The sequence below is a fragment of the Pseudomonas sp. NBRC 111139 genome, from assembly GCF_001753955.1.
Lineage (GTDB): Bacteria > Pseudomonadota > Gammaproteobacteria > Pseudomonadales > Pseudomonadaceae > Aquipseudomonas > Aquipseudomonas alloputida.
Map to the genome: position 1 here is coordinate 1 of NZ_BCBP01000090.1, position 20,829 is coordinate 20,829.

The window sequence follows — 20,829 nt, forward strand, 5'->3', positions numbered from 1 at the left end:
GGGCGGCGCTCGATTTGCAACCCAACACCAACCCCAAGGCATACACCCCGAACCCAACCGAAATCTCAGCCCTTTTCAGCCGGCGCCGAGCTCAATTCAAACGGGCTGCTGCTGCGACGCTGGTTCCGGTCTTCCCGCGGCGTTGCACCAAAGAAGTTACGGTAGGCACTGGAAAAATGCGGCCCCGAGGAGAAGCCACAGGACAGCCCGATCTGGATGATCGACTTGCTGGTCTGCATCAGCATCTGCCGCGCCTTGTTCAACCGCAACTCCAGGTAGTACTGGCTGGGCACACGGTTCAGGTACTGCTTGAAGATACGCTCCAACTGCCGACGTGACACGCACACATGCTGGGCGATTTCGTCGGTGGTCAGCGGCTCTTCGATGTTGGCTTCCATCAGCAACACGGCCTGAGTCAGCTTGGGGTGACTCGAGCCCAGGCGGTTCTGCAGCGGAATACGCTGGCGCTCGCCACCCTCGCGGATGCGTTCTACCACCAGCTCTTCCGATACCGCCCCGGCCAGCTCCGCCCCGTGATCGCGCGCCAGCACCGCCAGCAGCAGGTCGGTCACGGCCATACCGCCGCAGGCGGTCAGTCGGTCGCGATCCCAGTCGAACAGGTGGCTGGTGGCAATCACCTTGGGGAAGCGTTCGGCAAAGTCATCCTGCCAGCGCCAGTGCACGGCTGCCCGGTACCCATCGAGCAGGCCCAGCATGGCCAGCGGATACACACCGGCCGACAAGCCACCGATCAGGCAACCACTGCGCGCCAGTTGCTTGAGCGCCGCTGAAAAGGCAGCCCCCATCGCCGCAGGCGGCTCGTCGGCCAGCAGAAAGAGCTTGTGGCAGCCCTCCAGGCGGCCGGTCCATGGCTCGCCCGGCAGCCGCCAGGCGCCTTCCTGCGCAGGCTCGGCCTGCAGGAAGACCAACTCGTAGACCACATCCGGATGCACACGCTGCGCCACCAGCAACACTTCCTCGGCCAACGCCAGGGTCAAAGGCCTGGTGCTGGGCCAGATGAGAAAACCGATTCGCTGGGTGGTCATAGGGTACGGTCCGAAACCTGAGGTCGTTCGAGTCTGTGCGCCGGGTCAGGCTGCGCTCGCCGCGCAGCATGCCCTATTCTGGTGCAAAAATGCAGCTTTTACTTCAGGCTGCCGGAGAGGAACTGCTGCAGGCGCTCCGACTGCGGATTGGCCAGCACTTCACGCGGGCAGCCGGTTTCTTCCACCAGGCCTTTGTGCAGAAACACCAGCTGGTTGGACACCTCGCGGGCAAAGCCCATTTCGTGGGTCACCACCACCATGGTCCGACCTTCCTGGGCCAGCGCCTGCATCACCTTCAGCACATCACCCACCAGCTCAGGGTCGAGCGCCGAGGTCGGCTCGTCGAACAGCATGACCTCCGGCTCCATGGCCAATGCCCGGGCAATTGCCACACGTTGTTGCTCACCCCCCGACATATGCCCGGGGAAGGCATCCTTGCGATGGGCAACCCCCACCTTGGCCAGGTAGTGCTCGGCCTTTTCCAGGGCTTCCTTCTTGTTCACGCCCAGCACGTGCACTGGCGCTTCGATGATGTTCTCAAGCGCAGTCATGTGCGACCACAGGTTGAAGTGCTGGAACACCATCGACAGGCGTGAGCGCATACGCTGCAATTGACGCGGGTCGGCGGCCTTCAACGCACCATCCTTGCCGGCCACCAGCTTCAGCTCTTCGTTGTTGAGCAGGATCTTGCCGGCGTGCGGCTGCTCCAGCAGGTTGATGCAGCGCAGGAAGGTCGACTTGCCCGAACCGCTGGAGCCGATGATGCTGATGACGTCGCCGGCCTTGGCCGCCAGTGACACGCCCTTGAGCACTTCGTGGCTGCCGTAGCGCTTGTGCAGGTCTTGGACTTCGAGTTTGTACATGCTGTCGATTCTCACAAAGCGGTCAGTGCTTGCGCGGCGCCAGGTAGCCGAGCCAGCGGCGTTCGGCCATCTTGAACAGGCGCACCAGGATGAAGGTCAGGCACAGGTAGAACACGCCCGCCGTGATATAGGCCTCGAAAGGCAGGTAGTACTGGGCATTGACCGTGCGCGCAGCACCGGTGATGTCGATCAGGGTGACGATCGACGCCAGGCTGGTGGTCTGCAGCATCATGATCACTTCATTGCTGTACTGCGGCAGTGCCCGACGCAGTGCCGAAGGCAGCAGGATGCGGCGGTACATTTTCATGCGCGACATCCCCATGGCCTTGGCAGCTTCGATCTCGCCATGCGGCGTCGCCTTGAGGCTGCCGGCAATGATTTCGGCCGTGTAGGCACTGGTATTGATGCCGAACGCCAGGCAGGCGCAGAAGGTGGCGCTGGACAGCAGCGGCCAGAAGATACTCTCGCGCACCGCCTCGAACTGGGCCAGGCCGTAGTAGATCAGGAACAGCTGCACCAGCATCGGCGTGCCACGGATGACGTAGGTGTACAGCCATGCAGCAAGGTTGACCACCGGCTGCCTGGATACCCGCATCAGGCCCAGCGGAATGGCTGCCAACAGGCCGAAGAAAAGCGAAATCGCCAGCAGTTTCAGGGTGGTCAGCAAACCGCCGAAGTACATCGGCAGCGCTTCCCAGACGACGTTGTAGTCGAAGATCATAGTTCAGCCACCTTGACGCCCACCGAGTAGCGGCGCTCCAGATACTTCAGGGCCAGCAGCGAAACACTGGTCAGCACCAGGTACAGCGCCGCCACTGCCAGGAAGAAGGTGAAGGGTTCGCGGGTGGCGTCAGCCGCCTGCTTGGCCTTGAACATCATGTCCTGCAGGCCGACGACCGAAATCAGCGCAGTGGCCTTGGTCAGCACCAGCCAGTTGTTGGTGAAGCCCGGAATGGCCAGGCGAATCATTTGCGGCACCTGGATGCGGAAGAACACTTGGCGAGGGCTCATGCCATACGCCACGCCCGCCTCGGCCTGGCCTTTGGGAATGCCCAGGAAGGCACCGCGGAAGGTTTCCGAGAGGTAGGCGCCAAAGATGAAGCCCAGGGTACCGATACCCGCAATCAGCGGATTCAGATCGATATAGTCTTCATAGCCGAGCAGCGGCGCCACCCGGTTGATGATGTCTTGCCCGCCGTAGAAGATCAGCAGGATCAGGACCAGGTCCGGAATACCACGGATCACCGTGGAATACAGATCGCCCAGCCAGGCCAGCCAGCGCACTGGCGACAAACGCAGCGCCACACCGATCAGGCCGAGCACGATGGCCAGGGCCATCGACGACAGGGCGAGCTGTAGCGTCAGCCACGCCCCGTCGAGGATGACTGCCCCGTAGCCTTTCAACATGATGAGGTCCTCGACCTAGAGAATGAAAAATGGTGCAAACCTCAGAGCCTCTGCTGTTTGCACCATTGCACAGGTGAAACCCGACGTCTTACTTCGAGTCTGGACCGTAGATGTCGAAATTGAAGTACTTACTTTCGATTTCTTTGTACTTGCCGTTGGCACGGATGGCATCGATCGCCGCGTTGATGCGGTCGACATTGGCCTTGTCACCCTTGCGTACGGCGATACCGATACCGTCACCAAAGTACTTGGCGTCGGTGAAGGCCGGGCCTACGAACGCGAAGCCCTTGCCGGCGTCAGTCTTGAGGAAGCCGTCTTCCAGCAGGGTGGCATCAGCCACGGTGCCGTCGAGGCGGCCAGCTGCGACGTCCAGGTAGATTTCGTTCTGGGTGCCGTAAGGCACCACGGTGGCACCTTTGGCGCCCAGCACTTCCTTGGCGAAGCGGTCGTGAATGGAGCCGCGCTGCACGCCGATCTTCTTGCCTTTCAGTTCGTCCAGGCTGTCGCTGACGGTGGTGCCGTCCTTCATGACCAGGCGCGCCGGAGTCAGGTAGTAGCGTTTGGTGAAGTCGACCGACTTCTTGCGGTCATCGGTGATCGACATGGACGACAGGATGGCGTCGATCTTGCGCACTTTCAGCGCCGGGATCAGGCCGTCGAACTCCTGCTCGACCCAGGTACACTTGGTTTTCATCTCTTCGCACAGCGCGTTGCCGATATCGTAGTCAAAGCCGGCAATGCTGCCGTCAGGTTGCTTGAAGGCGAAGGGTGGGTAGGCCGCTTCGATGCCGATTTTCAGCGGTTTTTCAGCAGCCTGCGACACCAGGGAAAACACAGACAGCGCCAGGGCGCCAAGCAGTGCGAGCTTCTTCATCAGGTAACTCCATCGGTACGGGGCAATACAAGGCAGGTAACGGCTGCCCGATATGCGAATGAGTACAACGCGAGCCGCGCAGGGTTCGACCAAGGCCGCATACCACGAGCGAGTGAGTGGCATTTTAACGACAGCCCGGTAGTCGATATTTCTTCAAAGCGACAACTACTTATAGAAGCGCTTGAAACCGCCGCGGGCGATGTTGACAGCCAGTGCAGAATATGCAATGGCGCAAGAAATAGAACCTATAGACCTAGCAATTCCTGGGCCTATTATTGGCAAACCCTTGTACGACGGCAAGTGCAGCGTGCCTTGATGCACAAAATGCTGACCCCGATGCACCGAAACGGGCCTGAATTGTTTCCTGGCGCCCCGAACCTGTGCGGGGCCGGTGACAGAACAGTAACCGATGATTGTCGGGTAACAATGCAAGAGCGGGCTTGCCCGCGAATGCATGAGGTCAGGAGACAGCTTAGCCTGAACTGACGCATTCGCGGGCAAGCCCGCTCCTACAGGGGGTATTGCCGGGGAGGGAATTAGGCCGAAGCCAGGTTCATCGCCTTGTGGGTATCGATCAGGTGCTGCACCACACCTGGGTCGGCCAAGGTCGAGATATCGCCCAGGGCGTCGTATTCACCGGTGGCAATCTTGCGCAGGATGCGGCGCATGATCTTGCCCGAGCGGGTCTTCGGCAGCCCAGGCGCCCACTGGATCACATCCGGCGAGGCAATCGGGCCAATCTCCTTGCGTACCCAGTTCTTCAGCTCCAGGCGCAATTGCTCGCTGGCCTCGATGCCGGCATTGAGGGTGACATACACATAAATACCCTGCCCTTTGATGTCATGCGGCACGCCAACCACTGCGGCCTCGGCAACCTTCGAATGCGCAACCATGGCGCTTTCGATCTCGGCAGTACCCATGCGGTGGCCGGACACGTTGAGCACGTCATCCACACGGCCGGTGATCCAGTAGTAGCCGTCCTCGTCGCGGCGCGCACCGTCGCCGGTGAAGTACATGCCACGGAAGGTCTTGAAGTAGGTGTCGACGAAGCGGTCATGGTCGCCGTACAGCGAACGCGACTGACCCGGCCAGGAATCGAGGATTACCAGGTTGCCTTCGGCAGCACCGTCGATCAGGTTGCCCAGGTTATCGACCAGGGCAGGCACCACACCGAAGAACGGACGGGTTGCCGAACCCGGCTTGAGGCCGGTGGCGCCAGGCAGCGGGCTGATCAGGATGCCGCCGGTCTCGGTCTGCCACCAGGTGTCGACGATCGGGCAACGCTCCTTGCCGACGGTCTTGTAGTACCAGTTCCAGGCCTCAGGGTTGATCGGCTCACCCACCGACCCCAGCAGACGCAGGCTGGAACCGTCGGCGCCCTCAACAGCTGCCTGCCCTTCAGCCATCATGGCGCGAATGGCAGTTGGCGCTGTGTAGAGGATGTTGACCTTGTGCTTGTCGACGATCTTCGATACGCGGGTAATGTCCGGGTAGTTCGGCACGCCCTCGAACAGCAAGGTGGTAGCGCCGTTGGCCAGCGGGCCGTAGACGATATAGCTGTGGCCTGTGACCCAACCGACGTCGGCGGTGCACCAGTACACCTCGCCCGGGCGGTAATCGAATACGCGTTCATGGGTCAGCGCGGCGTAAACCAGGTAACCGCCCGTGGTGTGCAGCACGCCCTTCGGCTTGCCGGTGGAGCCGGAGGTATAAAGGATGAACAGCGCCTCTTCAGCGCCCATTTCCTTGGGTGCGCAGTGGCTGGAGGCGACTTTCATCAGGTCTTCGTACCAGATGTCGCGGTGCTGGTGCCAGGCAATGTCGCCACCGGTGCGCTTGCACACGATGATTTTCTGCACGCTGCTGGTTTCAGGGTTGGTCAGCGCCAGGTCGACGTTGGCCTTGAGCGGTGTGCGGCGGCCACCACGCACGCCTTCGTCGGCCGTGATCACCACCTTGGACTTGCAGTCGATGATACGGCCAGCCAGCGCCTCGGGCGAGAAGCCGCCGAACACCACCGAGTGAATCGCACCAATGCGTGCACAGGCCAGCATGGCGACCACCGCTTCGGGGATCATCGGCATATAGATGGTGACCACGTCACCGCGGTGCACATCCTGGCCACGCAGGGCGTTGGCGAACTTGCAGACCTGCTCGTGCAACTCGCGGTAAGTGATGTTGCGGTGCTCGGAAGGGTCGTCACCTTCCCAGATGATGGCCAACTGGTCACCGCGCTCTTCAAGGTGGCGGTCCAGGCAGTTGGAGGAAACGTTCAGAGTGCCGTCGGCGAACCATTTGATATCGACATGGTGGTCGTCGAAGGAGGTCTGCTTGACCTTGGTGAACGGCTTGATCCAGTCGATACGCTGGGCCTGCTCGCGCCAGAAGCCGTCCGGGTTGATCACCGATTGCTGGTACATGGCCTTGTAGGTGGCCTCGTCGGTCAGGGTAGTGGCCGCAACCTCGGGACGAACGGGATACAGTGGAGCCGCACTCATCTGTGTTACCTCGGTGTAATAGTTGTTTTTGTATGGAACCGTTTGTAACTGTACCAGAGCGACAAAAGCCATTCGACGTTGGTAGTAATTTGGTACACCCGTTCCGGCAAAACGCTCTGGCGCGGGCATTACAGCCTTGCCGACGAAAAAACGAGGGGTTTGCCACAGGATTGTTACAGATTCTGTCAAAACACTTTATCAAAACACCCACTGTTTCAGCATTGGCCACCGCCATAAAATTCACCTCGCCAGCAACGGCAAGGCGATTAACAACTGGTAACAGCCCCCACGAAGGCAAACGTTAATCCCCCTCTAATCCCGATAGTTAACACTCGCTGTACTCGCGGCGCCATAAGCGCCGCGTGCCCCCTCACGACCTTAGACAGGTAAATAGAAAATGAAAGCTTTACTGGTATTGGTACTTGGCAGTCTTTGCGGCGCGGCAATGGCCGGCGAAGCCAAAGATGCCGAGCAGATTCCGGTTGAACAGTACAGTTACTCGCAGCACCTGGACATTGCTCGCGTCATTTCCATGAGCGAAGTGCCCAATGTGTGCGAAGTCGTGCCCGCCCGCATGACCTACGAGGACTCCCAGGGCCAGAAGCACATTCTCGAATACCGCGTGATGGGGAACGGCTGCTCTAACGGCTGATACCTTGGAATCGGGGGCCCTGCGGCCCCCTATCGCGACACAAGGCCGCTCCCACAGGTAATGCGCTCAGCCAGAGCACAGCGTATTACCTGTGGGAGCGGCCTTGTGTCGCGAAAGGACTGCAACGCAGTCCCAGGTTCTTTGCCCAACAACTAATCCGCCGACTTGTTAAGCGAGTAATCCCTCAACTTGTTGGCAATTGTCGTGTGCGAAACACCCAGTCTTTTGCCCAAGGCCCGACTACTGGGAAACTCACCTATCAAACTTTCCAGCACCGCCTTTTCAAAGCGCCCTACTATCTGCGAAAGATCCCCTTCCAGCGAAAACTCACCCAACGGTTGCCGCACGCCATAATCCGGCAAGCGGATATGCTCGCTTTTAACCACGCCGCCGTCACATAACGAAACCGCCTGGAACAAAACGTTTTCCAACTGCCTTACATTACCTGGCCAGTGGTACTGCCCAAGTTTGTCCATTGCCGCCGGTGCCAGGCGCGGCATGGCGCAGCCAATCTGTCGACTGGCCTGATCGAGAAAATGCTGCACCAACCCCTCCAGACCATCCATGCATTCGCGCAAAGGCGGAATGTGCAGCGACAGTACATTGAGCCGGTGATACAGGTCCTGGCGAAACTCGCCACGGGCACACAACTCGGACAAATCCACCTGGGTTGCACAAATCACCCGCACATCCAGGTAGACCTCTTCATCGCTACCTACCCGACGGAAGCAGCCGTCCTGCAGAAAGCGCAGCAGCTTTACCTGCAGGCGCGGGCTCATCTCCCCTACCCCGTCAAGGAACAGCGTGCCGCCTGCAGTCAACTCCAGCAGCCCCAGCTTGCCTTCGGCCCGTGCCCCTTCGAATGCCCCTGGGCCGTAACCGAACAACTCGGTCTCGGCCATCGACTCGGGCAACCCGGCGCAGTTGAGCGCCATCAGCGGCGACTGTCCACGCGGGCTGGCCAGGTGGCAGGCACGCGCCAGCAACTCCTTGCCGGTACCGGTTTCGCCCTCGATCAGCAACGGTGCATCCAGCGGCGCCATGCGCCGCGCTTCACGCACCACGGCAGCCATCACCCGCGAGCTCTGGAAGATGCTGTCGAAGCCACGCAGCTCTTGCTTGCGCACATTGTAGATACGCTCGCCGATTCGGTCGGCGCGGTGAAGGGTAAGCACCGCGCCGGCCAGCGCCTCGCTGTCATCGTGCTCGGACTGCAGCGGTGCGATATCGGCCAGGAACACATCGCCTTTGACTTTGATGCGCAAGCCGTTGATGCGCGACTTGTTGGCCCGCACCAGCTCCGGTAGATCGAAGTCTTCTACGTAGCGCGCCAGCGGCATGCCCGGCACCTCATCAACCCGCACGCCAAGCAACTGCGCGGCGGCACGGTTGGCCGCAACGATGCTGCCGCCCATGTCGATCGACAGCACCGGGAAGTCCAGCGCCCCCAGCAACGCATTCAGCTCCATGTGCCGGCGTTCGCTGGGCATCAGGCCCACACGCTTTACGCCGAACACCCCGGCAATCGCCTCGAACTTCGGCCGCAGGGCCTGAAATTGCAGGTTGATCAGGTTCGGGCAGTGCAGGTAGATGGCGTTGCCATGGTCACCGCCAACCTCACCGCGCAGCACGTTGATGCCGTACTCCACCAGCAGGTTGAGGATGTCGCGCAGGATGCCAATGCGGTTCTGGCAATGGACTTTGATACGCATGAGGGCTCTCGAAGCGCTGATGTTTTTCAACACCGCGCGGAAAAGTCGTAAAGATAAGCTGACAAAAACCGGGTTTCTATCAACCAGATGCCTCGAATTTTCCGACACTCGCCGAGTTTTGTAAAATTATCGTTACGAAAACCCACGTCAGCACCCTTCGCGGCCGAGGCCCACCCCCGTGCAAAACCGCTGGCGAAGGGATATTCCTTTAGGCATGTCCTGCACATAACAAGAAAAGCCCTCACCAGGAGAGCCTCATGAAACAGACGCAATACGTGGCACGCGAGCCCGATGCGCATGGTTTTATCGATTACCCGCAGCAAGAGCATGCGGTGTGGAACACCCTGATCACCCGCCAGCTGAAAGTGATCGAAGGCCGTGCGTGCCAGGAATACCTGGACGGCATCGACCAGCTGAAATTGCCGCATGACCGCATTCCGCAATTGGGCGAGATCAACAAGGTGCTGGGTGCCACCACCGGCTGGCAGGTTGCCCGGGTACCGGCGCTGATCCCCTTCCAGACCTTCTTCGAATTGCTGGCCAGCAAGCGCTTTCCGGTCGCCACTTTCATCCGCACCCCGGAAGAGCTGGACTACCTGCAAGAGCCGGATATCTTCCACGAGATCTTCGGCCACTGCCCGCTGCTGACCAATCCCTGGTTCGCCGAGTTCACCCACACCTACGGCAAGCTCGGCCTCGCCGCGACCAAGGAACAACGTGTGTACCTGGCGCGCTTGTACTGGATGACCATCGAGTTTGGCCTGATGGAAACCGCGCAAGGCCGCAAAATCTATGGTGGCGGCATCCTCTCGTCGCCGAAAGAGACCGTCTACAGTCTGTCTGACGAGCCTGAGCACCAAGCCTTCGACCCGATCGAGGCCATGCGTACGCCCTACCGCATCGACATTCTGCAACCGGTGTATTTCGTGCTGCCGAACATGAAGCGCCTGTTCGACCTGGCCCACGAGGACATCATGGGCATGGTCCATAAAGCCATGCAGCTGGGTCTGCACGCACCGAAATTTCCACCCAAGGTCGCTGCCTGAGCGACCTTGCCGATAACAACTCGAACCGGAAAACACCTCATGAATGCCTTGAACCAAGCCCATTGCGAAGCCTGCCGCGCCGACGCACCGAAAGTCACCGACGAGGAGCTGGCTGAGCTGATCCGCGAAATCCCGGACTGGAACATCGAAGTACGTGACGGCCACATGGAGCTGGAGCGCGTGTTCCTGTTCAAGAACTTCAAGCACGCCCTGGCGTTCACCAATGCCGTGGGCGAAATCGCCGAGGCCGAAGGCCACCACCCAGGGCTGCTGACTGAATGGGGCAAGGTCACCGTGACCTGGTGGAGCCACTCGATCAAAGGCCTGCACCGCAACGACTTCATCATGTGCGCACGCACTGACAAGGTGGCGGAAACGGCTGAAGGCCGGAAGTAATCACCAGAACGAAGGGGCCAGAGGCCCCTTTTTTCATGGGGCATATGTGCGCTGTTCGCCCGCAAAACCGACAAACGACCGGGAAAAAAACCAAACTGTCATCCAGACTTGTGTATCCTGCCCCAGCTTTTTGAAGCCACAAACGCGCCTGGCGCAGACTTTTCACTCACACTTGCGAGGAACGACGAGATGCATGAAATCCCGAATCTTCCCTTCCCAAGCCTGAACCCAGAAGAGCCATCCGTGACCGTTCACGCCGAACCGGCAGCTGCCGCCGAGCAGGATGGTGACGATCAATCCAGCGCTGACCAGGAATAACTGCGCATCCCCGACTGTGTGAAAACGGCTGACCTGCGGGCTACCCCCGTCATCACGTTTTCACACCGTCTAAAATCAACGCTGTAACAACCCACTACCACCTGCCCCGCCCCTACCCTACACAGACTCGTGCCTCCAACCGCAAAGAGGCAGAGCCATGTCATCCATCACTGACGCCGCCGACCTACTCGCCCGGATAGACACCCTGGACGCCGAAAGCGTGCGCCTGCACAGCGACCTGTCCGGTCCAATGGACCTGGCCACATCGCTGTGCGAACATTTCAACCAGGCACTGGGCTTCACAGACCTGTTCCCCGTCGACCTGAGCGATCATGACCTGCACCAGCAGCTGACCGAAGCTTTCGCCCGCGAACCGGCGCGTGAGCACTTCAACCGCACCCTGCGACGCCCCGCCGGCAGCCAAGTAGAGGCGAACCTGGTGGCGACCTTGCAGGCAAAACTCGCCCATATCGTGATCACGGCAACCGATGCCTCACTGATCGCCGGGTTGAACGAAGGCCTGCCCAATCCATGGCCCTATGCCAGTTGCAGCCTTGCCCAGGCACTCTGGGCTCGGCGGGTGTGCCTGACCCAGCGTGACTGCTTCGTAGCGGCCGCCTTGCTGCTGTACCCCAGTTTGCCAACTCCCCCCCAGCCCCCACGATCGGCCTCCCGTCCACTAGTGCTGGACAACTACCTGGATCTCCCCACACTGGCCAGACACCTGCTGAAGCCTCCAGCCGGTGTTCACCTTGCCGTCCACCTGTTCAACGCCCTCGGTGCGACAGTCTATGCACAAGGCAGGCGTTACCGCCCGCCCACTGCCCGCGAACGGGAGGCAGGCATAACCCCTGATCAAAATGGAAAGGCGTTTCTCCCAGGCCCGGCATTGAATGCGCCAGCCGCTCAAGCGCTCGACGCCGTGCTGCATTCGTCCATGTTCACCCGATGGGCCGGCGAACTGGCCGCCTCGGCAGAATGGGATGCCAGCTCCGATCACTTGGCCTTGGCCGAACAAACCTTGATCGACGTGTTGTACCCACCCGATGACCGCCAGCCGGGGCTGATCATGGCTTTCGAGCTGTTCAGCCCGGACAATGCCACGCTCCCCGTCGAGGAAATCCGCCTTGACCTGATCAACAGTGTGCAAATCCGTCTCGCCTGCACCCCGGCGATTGCGCAACTGGCCGGTGAACTGCTGATGCGCCGCTTCGCGCCCGAACTACTGCTCAGTGGCTACCCGGCCGATTTCAGCTTCGAGCCCGACCTGCGCTGGGCCAGCATCCGCCAGGGAGCCCTGATACTCAGCGCCCGCCAGCAACCGATGACCTTCGACAACGCAGAACAGGTCATGCGCCAGGCCCTGCACGAGGATGACCCTGCTCCCGAAGAAGCACTGCGCAAGACGCTGGCGGTGTGGGCCCCCTTGCGCGGATCATTCGAACTCCCCCCGCCCTGGTCGCACCAGCAATGGCAATTGGCGTTGCATCGCTACCTGGCGGTCAGGGACGTTGAAAGCCTCAACGATCTCCCGGACCGCTTCGAGGAGGCGCGTCGTCAGTTGCTCCAGAGCCGGATAGCGCCCGAGTCGCGCAACGCGGATGGCCAAGTGCACCTGCTGATGTACCTTGACCATGGCGCAGGCTACCGAAGCAATCCCCGCCTGCCGGACGTGACCGCCTGGTATGAAGTGGCCTTCGGCGCTTGGGAACAGCGTGCCACCAACGTCTATCAAGCTATCCTGCACCGCTGCTTGAGCCACCTGCCGGAAGATATCAAGGACCGCCTGCGTGATGGTCCCTGGACCGCCTATGCCGTGACCTGGCCGATCTACGTGGGCCACGATAACCGACCTGAGTACGGCTCCAGCCCCAGAGCGGACTGGCACATGCAGACGGCCACCCAGGGTTTCGTCGTACATGCCCCGGGCACAGAGGGCGATTGGCTTTACGAGCTGTTCCCCGAACGGCTGCACTGGCAAGCGCACTTCATTGCCCACACAGCGCCGACGCGCCTGGCCGAGCAATTGACGCTGCTCTACAGCGAATACAACCAATCACAACTGCCGTGGATCGCTGCCGACTTTCCCGCCTTGCGACAAGTGCTCATCGCCCCCACGCAAGATCGCCTCGACTCACTGGCCAGGCATTACGCCAGCGATATCGCCTTGGGCAATCGGGATGCTTTGCATGCACTGGGCAAAGGCGCTACCCCGCATGAACAATTCCTGGCCAGGCGCCAGTCCGTGAGCACTGGGCGCTACTTGCAACGGTTGTTTTCCAACCTGATACCGGGCTTGAGTTGCCTGAACCCAGAGGATGGCAGCGATGCACTGGCTTGTGTCCTGGACATCGCCGCGCTGAAAGGCGCGGCAGTCACGCTTGGTGGACGGGCCTTCAAACCATTGGCCAAGCTTCCCGGCGTGCTGGGCCAAAGCGCCAACACCGCACGCCTGAACGCCGCGCGCGCCGCCCGACGCTGGAGCAGCATCCCCGTCACGCCCGACTTCAGCGAGCGCCTTACCCCGCCCAAGCGCTGGCGCAGCGCGCCCGAACTGACGACGGTCGCCCCCGAATCCCGGGAACTCATGACGCAGCGAAGGGTACTGCCGGGCCAGACGCCCGATGCCGTGCTACTTGACCAGATACCCGACAGCCATGGTCCGGTGCCACGCGAGCTACCCGAAACAGCCACACTGATCCCCCGCGACAATGCCACGGTCGATGCAATCATTCATGGCGCCGCCTATCGCCTTCAAACACCGAACACCTCGGGGCTGCTACGTCGGGTTGCGCATGAGCCGCTACTCGGCCAGCCACCCACCGAGGTGCCGCCGCCTTACACCGGCGGCGAAGCGCAAATGGCCCTGAACTTCTCGCCCTTGCCCAATGACGCCGGCACACCCGTATTCGGACAACACGTCAGTCACGCCTTCCAAACCGTGCGGATCGAGCCGGTACCGATTCGTTATCGCCCCCAGCACACACGCTTCGACATCTGGGCGCAGGTCATGGTGCGCGAGGGCAAGGTCGTCGTACACGCCCCTAATCACCCCAGGCGATTGAAAGCCTTGCCCGTCGAAGAAACCCAGTTACGCCTTGGCGTCATCTCGCCTCCCGTGTACCACAGGCGCATCGTGGTCGACCCATCGCCTGAACTACGCTTTGGCTTGCCTGCGGACATGCCGATCGAGCAAGTCAGGCAGATTACCGACTACTGCCCTCCCGTGCGCCTGGGCGGGCTGGCACGGACCATCCCCGACCGCCGCACCCTGCGCGGCGCATTGATCGACTGGCGCGGTGAGCAGTGGTTGATCGTCGAGGCCGATCTGGGAGTTTTTTATGGCGCCCCTCATCAGCCCTGGGCGTGGCAGACAAGGCTGCTGGATGCCCCGGCACTGCCAGCTTCGCTGCCACATCCGCCCAGAGGGCTGCGTCGCAGGTTCGAGAGAATCACCGACCACGAGGCCATCGAGCGGTACCTGGAAATCAGCGAAACCTACCGCATCGTCGCCGAACGCCCCAATCTGCAGCGCGATGTCGATAACGTGGTCAGATTGCTGCGCGACTGGATAGAACAAGGGCGAACATGGCAACTCCGCCACCCCTCGCGATTCCTGCAGTTCATCGAAGCCATGGAGTCGCGCCTGCTCCCGGAATACGCGCGCAACATCCTCACGCAGAGCGCGGCCCAGGACGCTTTGGCGGGCCCCGCCAGTCGCGGCATCGCAGCATTGAACCGGGAGATAATCCCGATCTGGAGGCAATTCCACGGCACCAGCGCCGCAGACCGCCAACACATGCTAGGCATACTGGACGATCTGCTACCCGCGCGCGGCGCCACTCACCCTTACACACCGACAGCAGGTGCACAGTCGCTGGACGACAACGCGATGGCCGCCTTGCGTCAGCACCTCTACCCAGTCAACCTGGCCTTTGCCAGCGTCACGCTGAAGGACCATAGCCGCGTGGTGTTCTTCGCCCTGTCAGGCAGCCCTGGCCGGCGCGCATTGCATATCATCCCGACGCCCCGCCTCACACCGGCATTGGACTACGTCGATGCACGCCAGGTTAACCAGTTTTTCCCACCAGACCCGCGGTTTACCGAGCTGCCAATCCTGCGGCGCGCAGATTTCCTGTGGACGCGCGTCCATAAGCGACATCTCGATGCCGAACGACACATCGCCAGCGCGCTGAACCGCAGACTGCTTCACCGCCACACCGAGGTCGAGCGTATCGATGTCTTCACACTGCTCGACTCCTGTCGCTCCTGTGGCGGCTTCGTCCTGCCGCGCTTGCGGCTGGATTACCCGAAAGCCGAGTTCAGTGTGACCTGGATGCTCGATTACACCAACTGACTACAACCTGACAGCTTCGCCCGCAAACACCCTTGCTGTGGTTAAGATGGCGGCACACACTGCCATCCTTACCGCAGCAACGGATCCCCAATGCCAGCACGCAGTCCCACATCCCTTGCCGTCACTGGGCAAGTCGTCTCCATCGTCCTGTTCACCTTCATCGGCTACCTGAACATCGGCATCCCCTTGGCCGTGTTGCCCGGCTATGTGCACAACGACCTGGGTTTCAGTGCCGTGGTCGCCGGCCTGGTGATCAGCGTGCAGTACCTCGCGACGCTGCTCAGCCGCCCTGGCGCCAGCCGCATCATCGACAACCACGGCAGCAAGAAGGCGGTCATGTACGGACTGGCTGGCTGCGGGCTCAGCGGGGTATTCATGCTGGCCTGCGCCTTCCTCACTCACCTACCTTGGCTGAGCCTGGCTTGCCTGCTGGTCGGTCGCCTGGTGCTGGGCAGCGCCGAAAGCCTGGTAGGCTCGGGTGCGATCGGCTGGGGCATTGGCCGGGTGGGTGCCGCAAACACGGCCAAGGTCATCTCCTGGAACGGCATCGCCAGCTATGGTGCGCTGGCCATCGGCGCCCCACTGGGCGTGCTGATGGTCAAAGGCCTCGGGCTGTGGAGCATGGGTGTGAGCATCATCCTGCTGTGCATACTCGGTTTGCTACTGGCGTGGCCCAAGCAAGCCGCCCCCATCGTCAGCGGTGTACGCCTGCCGTTCCTGCGGGTGCTGGGCAAGGTATTCCCCCATGGCTCGGGGCTTGCCCTGGGCTCGATCGGCTTTGGCACCATCGCCACCTTCATCACCCTTTACTACGCAAGCCGTGGCTGGGCCAATGCGGCGCTGACCCTGAGCCTGTTCGGCGCCAGTTTCATCAGCGCACGGCTGCTCTTTGGCAACCTGATCAATCGCATCGGTGGCTTCAGGGTGGCGATCGCCTGCCTGTCGGTGGAAACGCTCGGGCTGTTGATGCTGTGGCTGGCACCCAACGCCGAACTGGCCTTGGCGGGGGCTGCACTGAGTGGGTTTGGTTTCTCGCTGGTGTTTCCGGCATTGGGCGTGGAGGCGGTGAACCAAGTGTCGGCAGCTAACCGCGGGGCAGCGGTGGGGGCGTATTCGCTGTTCATCGACTTGTCACTGGGGGTGACCGGGCCATTGGTCGGTGCGGTGGCGGCGGGGTTCGGCTTCGCTTCAATGTTTCTGTTCGCGGCGGCTGCGGCAGCGTGTGGGTTGGTATTGAGCCTCTATTTGTACCGCCAGGGGCGTCGGGACAGGGACCGTACAACAGCAGCCTGAAAGCCGGTGCCGGCCTCTTCGCGGCCCACCCCGCCCCTGCAGGGTTGACGCGCCAGCCTGGCGTGCACGATCCCCCCGTAGGAGCGGGTTCACCCGCGAAGGGCTGCAAAGCAGCCCCAAAAGGCCTCAAACTTAGCGCTGAGCGTACTGCAACACCACCTCAAGCGGGTGACGCATCTTCCGCTCGGTCATGCGCTTGACCTGGCTACGGCACGAATAACCGGTCGCCAGCGGCTCCCCGTCCTTGTCCAGCTTGGTCGCCCAGCTCTGCTCGAATATGGTCCGCGAGGCTTCCTGGTTGCGAGCTTCGTGCCCATAGGTACCGGACATACCGCAGCAACCCGTGGCCTCGGTCACCAGCTTCAGCCCCAGACGGGCGAACACCTGCTCCCACTGCCGGGTGCTGGCCGGCACGTTGGTCTTCTCGGTGCAGTGAGCCATCAGGCGGAAGCTGCCCGGTGCGGTAGGCGCCTGCTCGGGCAGCACATCCATCAACCATTCCTGCGGCAGCAGCACCTGCGGGCAACCCTCCAGGCCTGGCACCTTCTGGTACTCCTGGCGATACACCAGCGTCATCGCCGGGTCCAGCCCCACCAGCGGCACACCGCAATCGGCCAGGGCCTTGAGCTGCGTGGCGTTGCGGATCGCTGCCTTGGCAAACGCGCCAAGGAAACCCTGTACGTGCAACGGCTTGCCGTTGGCGCTGTACGGCGCCAGGAATACCCGGTGACCCAGGCGGTGGGCAAGGTCGATGAAGGCCGACAGCAGCGGTGTTTCGAAGTAGCGGGTGAAGGCGTCCTGCACCAGCACGATGCTGCGCTCGCGCTGGGCCGGGGTCAGCTCGCGCAGGGCCGGCACCGTGGCCATGCCAACGCGGCAACGGGTCAGGGTAGCCTGGAAGTTGAAGCGGCTGATCAGCGGGCTGTCGACCATGCCCACCTTGTCGGCCAGCAGTTGGCTCACCCACTTCGAACCCATCACCGCGTTGTACAGCCCCGGTGCGTGCGCCAGGTAGGGGATGGTGAACTCGAGCGAGCCGATCAGGTAGTCACGCAGCGGGCGCTGGTAGCGACCGTGGTACAGCTCGAGGAAGCGCGAGCGGAAGTCCGGCACATTGACCTTGATCGGGCACTGCCCGGCGCACGACTTGCACGCCAGGCAGCCAGCCATGGCGTCGTACACTTCATGGGAGAAGTCTTCCTGGCCCTGGTTGCGCGCGCGGTTGTTGCGCAGACGCGCCGGCAGGCCCTTGAGCCACGACACCTTGTTGCGCGCCGCAGCCAGCACATCGATGTTCGCCTCGCCCTGCAGGCGCAGCCACTCGCGCATCAGCGAGGCGCGGCCCTTGGGCGAATGCTGGCGTTCGCGGGTAGCCTTCCACGACGGGCACATGGCGTCGTTGGGGTCATAGTTGTAACAGGCGCCATTGCCGTTGCAGTGCACGGCGCTGGGGAAGTCCTGCCATACGCGCTCGTCAATGGTACGGTCAAGGTCGCCGCGCAGGGTCACGCCATCGACCGGGGTCAGGCCCTCGGCGCTGCCCAATGGCGTGCAGATCTTGCCCGGGTTGAGCTGGTTGTGCGGGTCAAAGGCGCCCTTCAGGCGCTGCAACGCCGGGTACAGCTCACCGAAGTACTCGGGCACGTATTCCGAGCGCAGGCCCTTGCCGTGCTCACCCCACAGCAGGCCGCCATAACGCTTGGTCAGCGCGGCAACGGCGTCGGAAATCGGCTTGACCAGCGCGGCCTGCGCCGGGTCTTTCATGTCCAGTGCCGGGCGCACGTGCAGCACGCCGGCATCGACGTGGCCAAACATGCCGTAGGCCAGGCCGTAGCCATCGAGCAGTGCGCGGAAGTCGGCGATGTAGTCGGCCAACTGCTCTGGCGGTACCGCGGTGTCCTCCACGAACGGCTGCGGGCGCACTTCGCCTTCGACGTTGCCCAGCAGGCCCACCGAACGCTTGCGCATGGTATAGACGCGGGTGACTGCCTCGGCGCCTTCGGCCAAGGTGTGGCCCAGGCGCTCGACGCTGGTGTCGCTTTGCAGGTGCTGGATGAACGCCTGCACCTTGGCGTTGACCTCGGCCGGCTCGTCGCCGCAGAACTCCACCAGGTTGATGCCCAGCGTGGGGCGTTCGGGGTCCGCCGGGAAATACTCGGCAACGCTGTGCCAAACGATGTCTTTCATCGCCAGCATCAGCACCTTGGAGTCGACCGTCTCGATCGACAGCGGCTTGTGCGCCATCAGCGCGTTGGCATCACGCAGCGCATCCATGAAGCTGGTGTAGCGTACATTGACCAGCACCGCATATTTGGGAATCGGCAGCACATTGAGCTTGGCTTCGACCACGTAGCCCAGCGAGCCCTCGGCGCCGCACAGCACGCTGTTGAGGTTGAAGCGGCCCTGCTCGTCGCGCAGGTGCGCCAGGTCGTAGCCGGTCAGGCAACGGTTGAGCTTGGGAAAGGTGGTTTCAATCAGTTCGGCCTGGGTTTCCTGAATTTCCCGGGCCATGCGGTACACCTCGCCGACCCGGCCCGGCGCGGCGCAGGCCTGCTCCAGCGCAGCATCGTCGATCGGCAGGCTGTGCAGGCGTTCGCCACCGAGCAGCACGCTGTGCAGCTCCAGCACGTGGTCGCGGGTTTTGCCGTAGGTGCAACTGCCCTGGCCACTGGCATCCGTGTTGATCATGCCGCCGACCGTGGCGCGGTTGGAGGTGGACAGCTCAGGGGCGAAGAACAGCCCGTGCGGCTTGAGCGCAGCATTGAGCTGGTCCTTGACCGTGCCGGCCTGTACCCGCACCCAGCGCTCTTGCACGTTGATTTCGAGAATGTTGTTCATGTGCCGCGACAGGTCGACGACGATACCGTCGGTCAGCGACTGGCCGTTGGTGCCGGTGCCACCACCGCGGGGGGTCAGCTTGACCTGCTGGAAGCGCGGTTCACCCATTAGCGTGGCGACCCGCGCCACATCGTCGGCATCCAGCGGGAACACCGCCGCCTGCGGCAAGCGCTGGTAGATCGAGTTGTCGGTGGCCAGTACCGTGCGGGTTGCGTAGTCGGCACTGATCTGGCCACGGAAGCCGCTGTTGCGCAGGGCTTCGAGGAATTCGGGGTAATTGGCGCTCGGTGCAACGGTGGACAGCTGGGCGATCATCGAAGGATGGCCTCTTGATATTGGCTAAATCACGGGATCCCTGTCGCCCCGGCATGGGTTGAGGCATGCAGGGATGACGTATAGGCCAATGTTCCTGTAGTTTCGCGTCAGGGGCAAACGGATAATCCTGCCGCTATCAATGACTTTTATGAATGAATTACCGCCACCTGACCCCATCCATGTCACTGCTGCTGGCTTTCGAGGCCGCCGCCCGGCATGAAAGCTACACCCGTGCCGCCGCCGAACTGTCGCTGACCCAAAGCGCGGTCAGCCGCCAGGTGCAAGCCTTGGAGCAGCAGTTGGGCCTGACCCTGTTCCGCCGCGAGGGGCGCCAGGTGCAGTTGACCGATGTCGGCCGCCTGTACCAGCGCGAGCTCAGCGAGGCACTGGGGCGCATCCGCAGCGCCACCTTGCAGGCACTGGCCTATCAGTCGGGGGTAGGCACCTTGCGCCTGGCTACCCTGCCAACCTTCGGTTCGAAATGGCTGTTGCCGAGGCTGCATGCGTTCTACAGCGCTCACCCAGGCATGCTGGTGCACATTCATTCACGCATTGAAACCATCAACTTCGACACCAGCGAAATCGATGCCGCCATCGGCGTGGCCAGCCACGACTTGCCGGGGCTTGTCTGCCATCGCCTGCATGCCGAGGAGTTGGTGGTGATCTTGCCGCCGGAGGCCGGCGTCGGCAGCCAAGGCTGGAGCCCGGCGCGGATCAGTGAAGAGGTGCTGCTGAATGTGGCCAACAACCCGCATGCGTGGGGCGAGTGGTTTTCCCACCATGGCTTGCCGCATCGGGCGATGCGGCTGGGGCCGAGTTTCGAGCTGACCTCGCACCTGATCCAGGCGGTACGTGCCGGGATCGGGATCGGGCTGGTGCCGCGCATATTGGTGGAGGAGGAACTGGCCAAGGGCGAGCTGTACAGCCCGGGTGTGGCGTTTGCCAGCCAGCGTAGTTATTACCTGATCTACCCGCCGAGGAATGAGGCACTGCCGTCGCTGCGGGCATTCAGGGGGTGGTTGCTGGAACAGATCTGATTGTTGGCGGGATCACCTGACCTGAGGGCAACGCTGCACCTGTAGGAGCGGGTTCACCCGCGAAAGGGCCGGGCCTGCTGGCCAATCTTCACCTTCCGCTCACCGTTCCCGCCGCTACCGTATTCGCGGGTAAACCCGCGCCTACAAGGGTTACGCAAGCCTCAGGCATACCAGGTT

General features: G+C 62.0%; 15 protein-coding genes. 7 read left to right on the top strand and 8 right to left on the bottom strand.

Going from position 1 to position 20,829, the window contains the following annotated elements:
- Positions 1-65 precede the first annotated feature (65 nt).
- From argR to acs, 6 genes are all read right to left on the bottom strand, one after another.
- Positions 66-1,046: a transcriptional regulator ArgR gene (gene argR, locus BJQ17_RS26970; RefSeq protein ID WP_004576734.1), complete on the bottom strand. Its 981-nt coding sequence runs from the start codon at positions 1,044-1,046 to the stop codon at positions 66-68.
- Positions 1,047-1,144: 98 nt separating this feature from the next.
- Positions 1,145-1,909 carry an ABC transporter ATP-binding protein gene (locus BJQ17_RS26975; RefSeq protein WP_003254518.1) on the bottom strand — a complete coding sequence of 255 codons (765 nt, stop codon included), beginning with the start codon at positions 1,907-1,909 and terminating at the stop codon, positions 1,145-1,147.
- A 22-nt stretch (positions 1,910-1,931) separates the two neighbouring features.
- The gene (locus tag BJQ17_RS26980) at positions 1,932-2,630 is read right to left on the bottom strand and encodes an ABC transporter permease (RefSeq protein WP_003254520.1); all 699 of its coding nucleotides are present in this window, start codon (positions 2,628-2,630) and stop codon (positions 1,932-1,934) included.
- Positions 2,627-3,316 carry an ABC transporter permease gene (locus BJQ17_RS26985; protein ID WP_003254523.1) on the bottom strand — a complete coding sequence of 230 codons (690 nt, stop codon included), beginning with the start codon at positions 3,314-3,316 and terminating at the stop codon, positions 2,627-2,629. Before BJQ17_RS26985 ends, BJQ17_RS26980 begins: the two co-directional genes overlap by 4 nt.
- An 88-nt stretch (positions 3,317-3,404) precedes the next feature.
- Entirely contained in the window at positions 3,405-4,190 is a 786-nt protein-coding gene (locus tag BJQ17_RS26990; protein WP_003254524.1) for an ABC transporter substrate-binding protein, read from the bottom strand.
- A gap of 536 nt (positions 4,191-4,726) precedes the next feature.
- On the bottom strand, positions 4,727-6,688 hold the full coding sequence (gene acs, locus BJQ17_RS26995) for an acetate--CoA ligase (RefSeq protein ID WP_003254525.1): 1,962 nt from the start codon (positions 6,686-6,688) through the stop codon (positions 4,727-4,729).
- A gap of 397 nt (positions 6,689-7,085) precedes the next feature.
- Between acs and BJQ17_RS27000 the strand changes: the two genes are divergently transcribed.
- Positions 7,086-7,340, top strand: coding sequence for a DUF2790 domain-containing protein (locus tag BJQ17_RS27000; RefSeq protein ID WP_003254526.1), 255 nt, complete (start codon positions 7,086-7,088; stop codon positions 7,338-7,340).
- A gap of 152 nt (positions 7,341-7,492) precedes the next feature.
- Here the strand turns inward: BJQ17_RS27000 and BJQ17_RS27005 are convergent, their stop codons facing one another.
- On the bottom strand, positions 7,493-9,052 hold the full coding sequence (locus tag BJQ17_RS27005; protein ID WP_012051576.1) for a sigma-54-dependent transcriptional regulator: 1,560 nt from the start codon (positions 9,050-9,052) through the stop codon (positions 7,493-7,495).
- Positions 9,053-9,309: 257 nt separating this feature from the next.
- Between BJQ17_RS27005 and phhA the strand changes: the two genes are divergently transcribed.
- The 5 genes from phhA to BJQ17_RS27025 all read left to right on the top strand — a co-directional run bounded on the left by phhA (position 9,310) and on the right by BJQ17_RS27025 (position 16,462).
- Entirely contained in the window at positions 9,310-10,098 is a 789-nt protein-coding gene (phhA, locus tag BJQ17_RS27010) for a phenylalanine 4-monooxygenase (protein WP_003254528.1), read from the top strand.
- 39 nt (positions 10,099-10,137) lie between these two features.
- Complete coding sequence (locus BJQ17_RS27015; RefSeq protein ID WP_003254532.1) at positions 10,138-10,494, top strand: 4a-hydroxytetrahydrobiopterin dehydratase; 357 nt, start codon at positions 10,138-10,140, stop codon at positions 10,492-10,494.
- Between the two features lie 189 nt (positions 10,495-10,683).
- Positions 10,684-10,812, top strand: coding sequence for a hypothetical protein (locus BJQ17_RS32330; RefSeq protein WP_003254533.1), 129 nt, complete (start codon positions 10,684-10,686; stop codon positions 10,810-10,812).
- A 157-nt stretch (positions 10,813-10,969) separates the two neighbouring features.
- The gene (locus BJQ17_RS27020; RefSeq protein ID WP_070096878.1) at positions 10,970-15,169 is read left to right on the top strand and encodes a deaminase domain-containing protein; all 4,200 of its coding nucleotides are present in this window, start codon (positions 10,970-10,972) and stop codon (positions 15,167-15,169) included.
- Between the two features lie 90 nt (positions 15,170-15,259).
- Positions 15,260-16,462, top strand: a complete 1,203-nt coding sequence (locus tag BJQ17_RS27025) for an MFS transporter (protein WP_003254535.1) — start codon at positions 15,260-15,262, stop codon at positions 16,460-16,462.
- Positions 16,463-16,594: 132 nt separating this feature from the next.
- On the opposite strand, the gene BJQ17_RS27030 is transcribed toward BJQ17_RS27025, so the two are convergent.
- The gene (locus BJQ17_RS27030; protein WP_070096879.1) at positions 16,595-19,615 is read right to left on the bottom strand and encodes an FAD-binding and (Fe-S)-binding domain-containing protein; all 3,021 of its coding nucleotides are present in this window, start codon (positions 19,613-19,615) and stop codon (positions 16,595-16,597) included.
- A 152-nt stretch (positions 19,616-19,767) separates the two neighbouring features.
- On the opposite strand from BJQ17_RS27030, the gene BJQ17_RS27035 reads away from it, so the two are divergent.
- Complete coding sequence (locus tag BJQ17_RS27035) at positions 19,768-20,652, top strand: LysR substrate-binding domain-containing protein (protein WP_003254537.1); 885 nt, start codon at positions 19,768-19,770, stop codon at positions 20,650-20,652.
- The last annotated feature ends 177 nt before the right edge of the window (positions 20,653-20,829 follow it).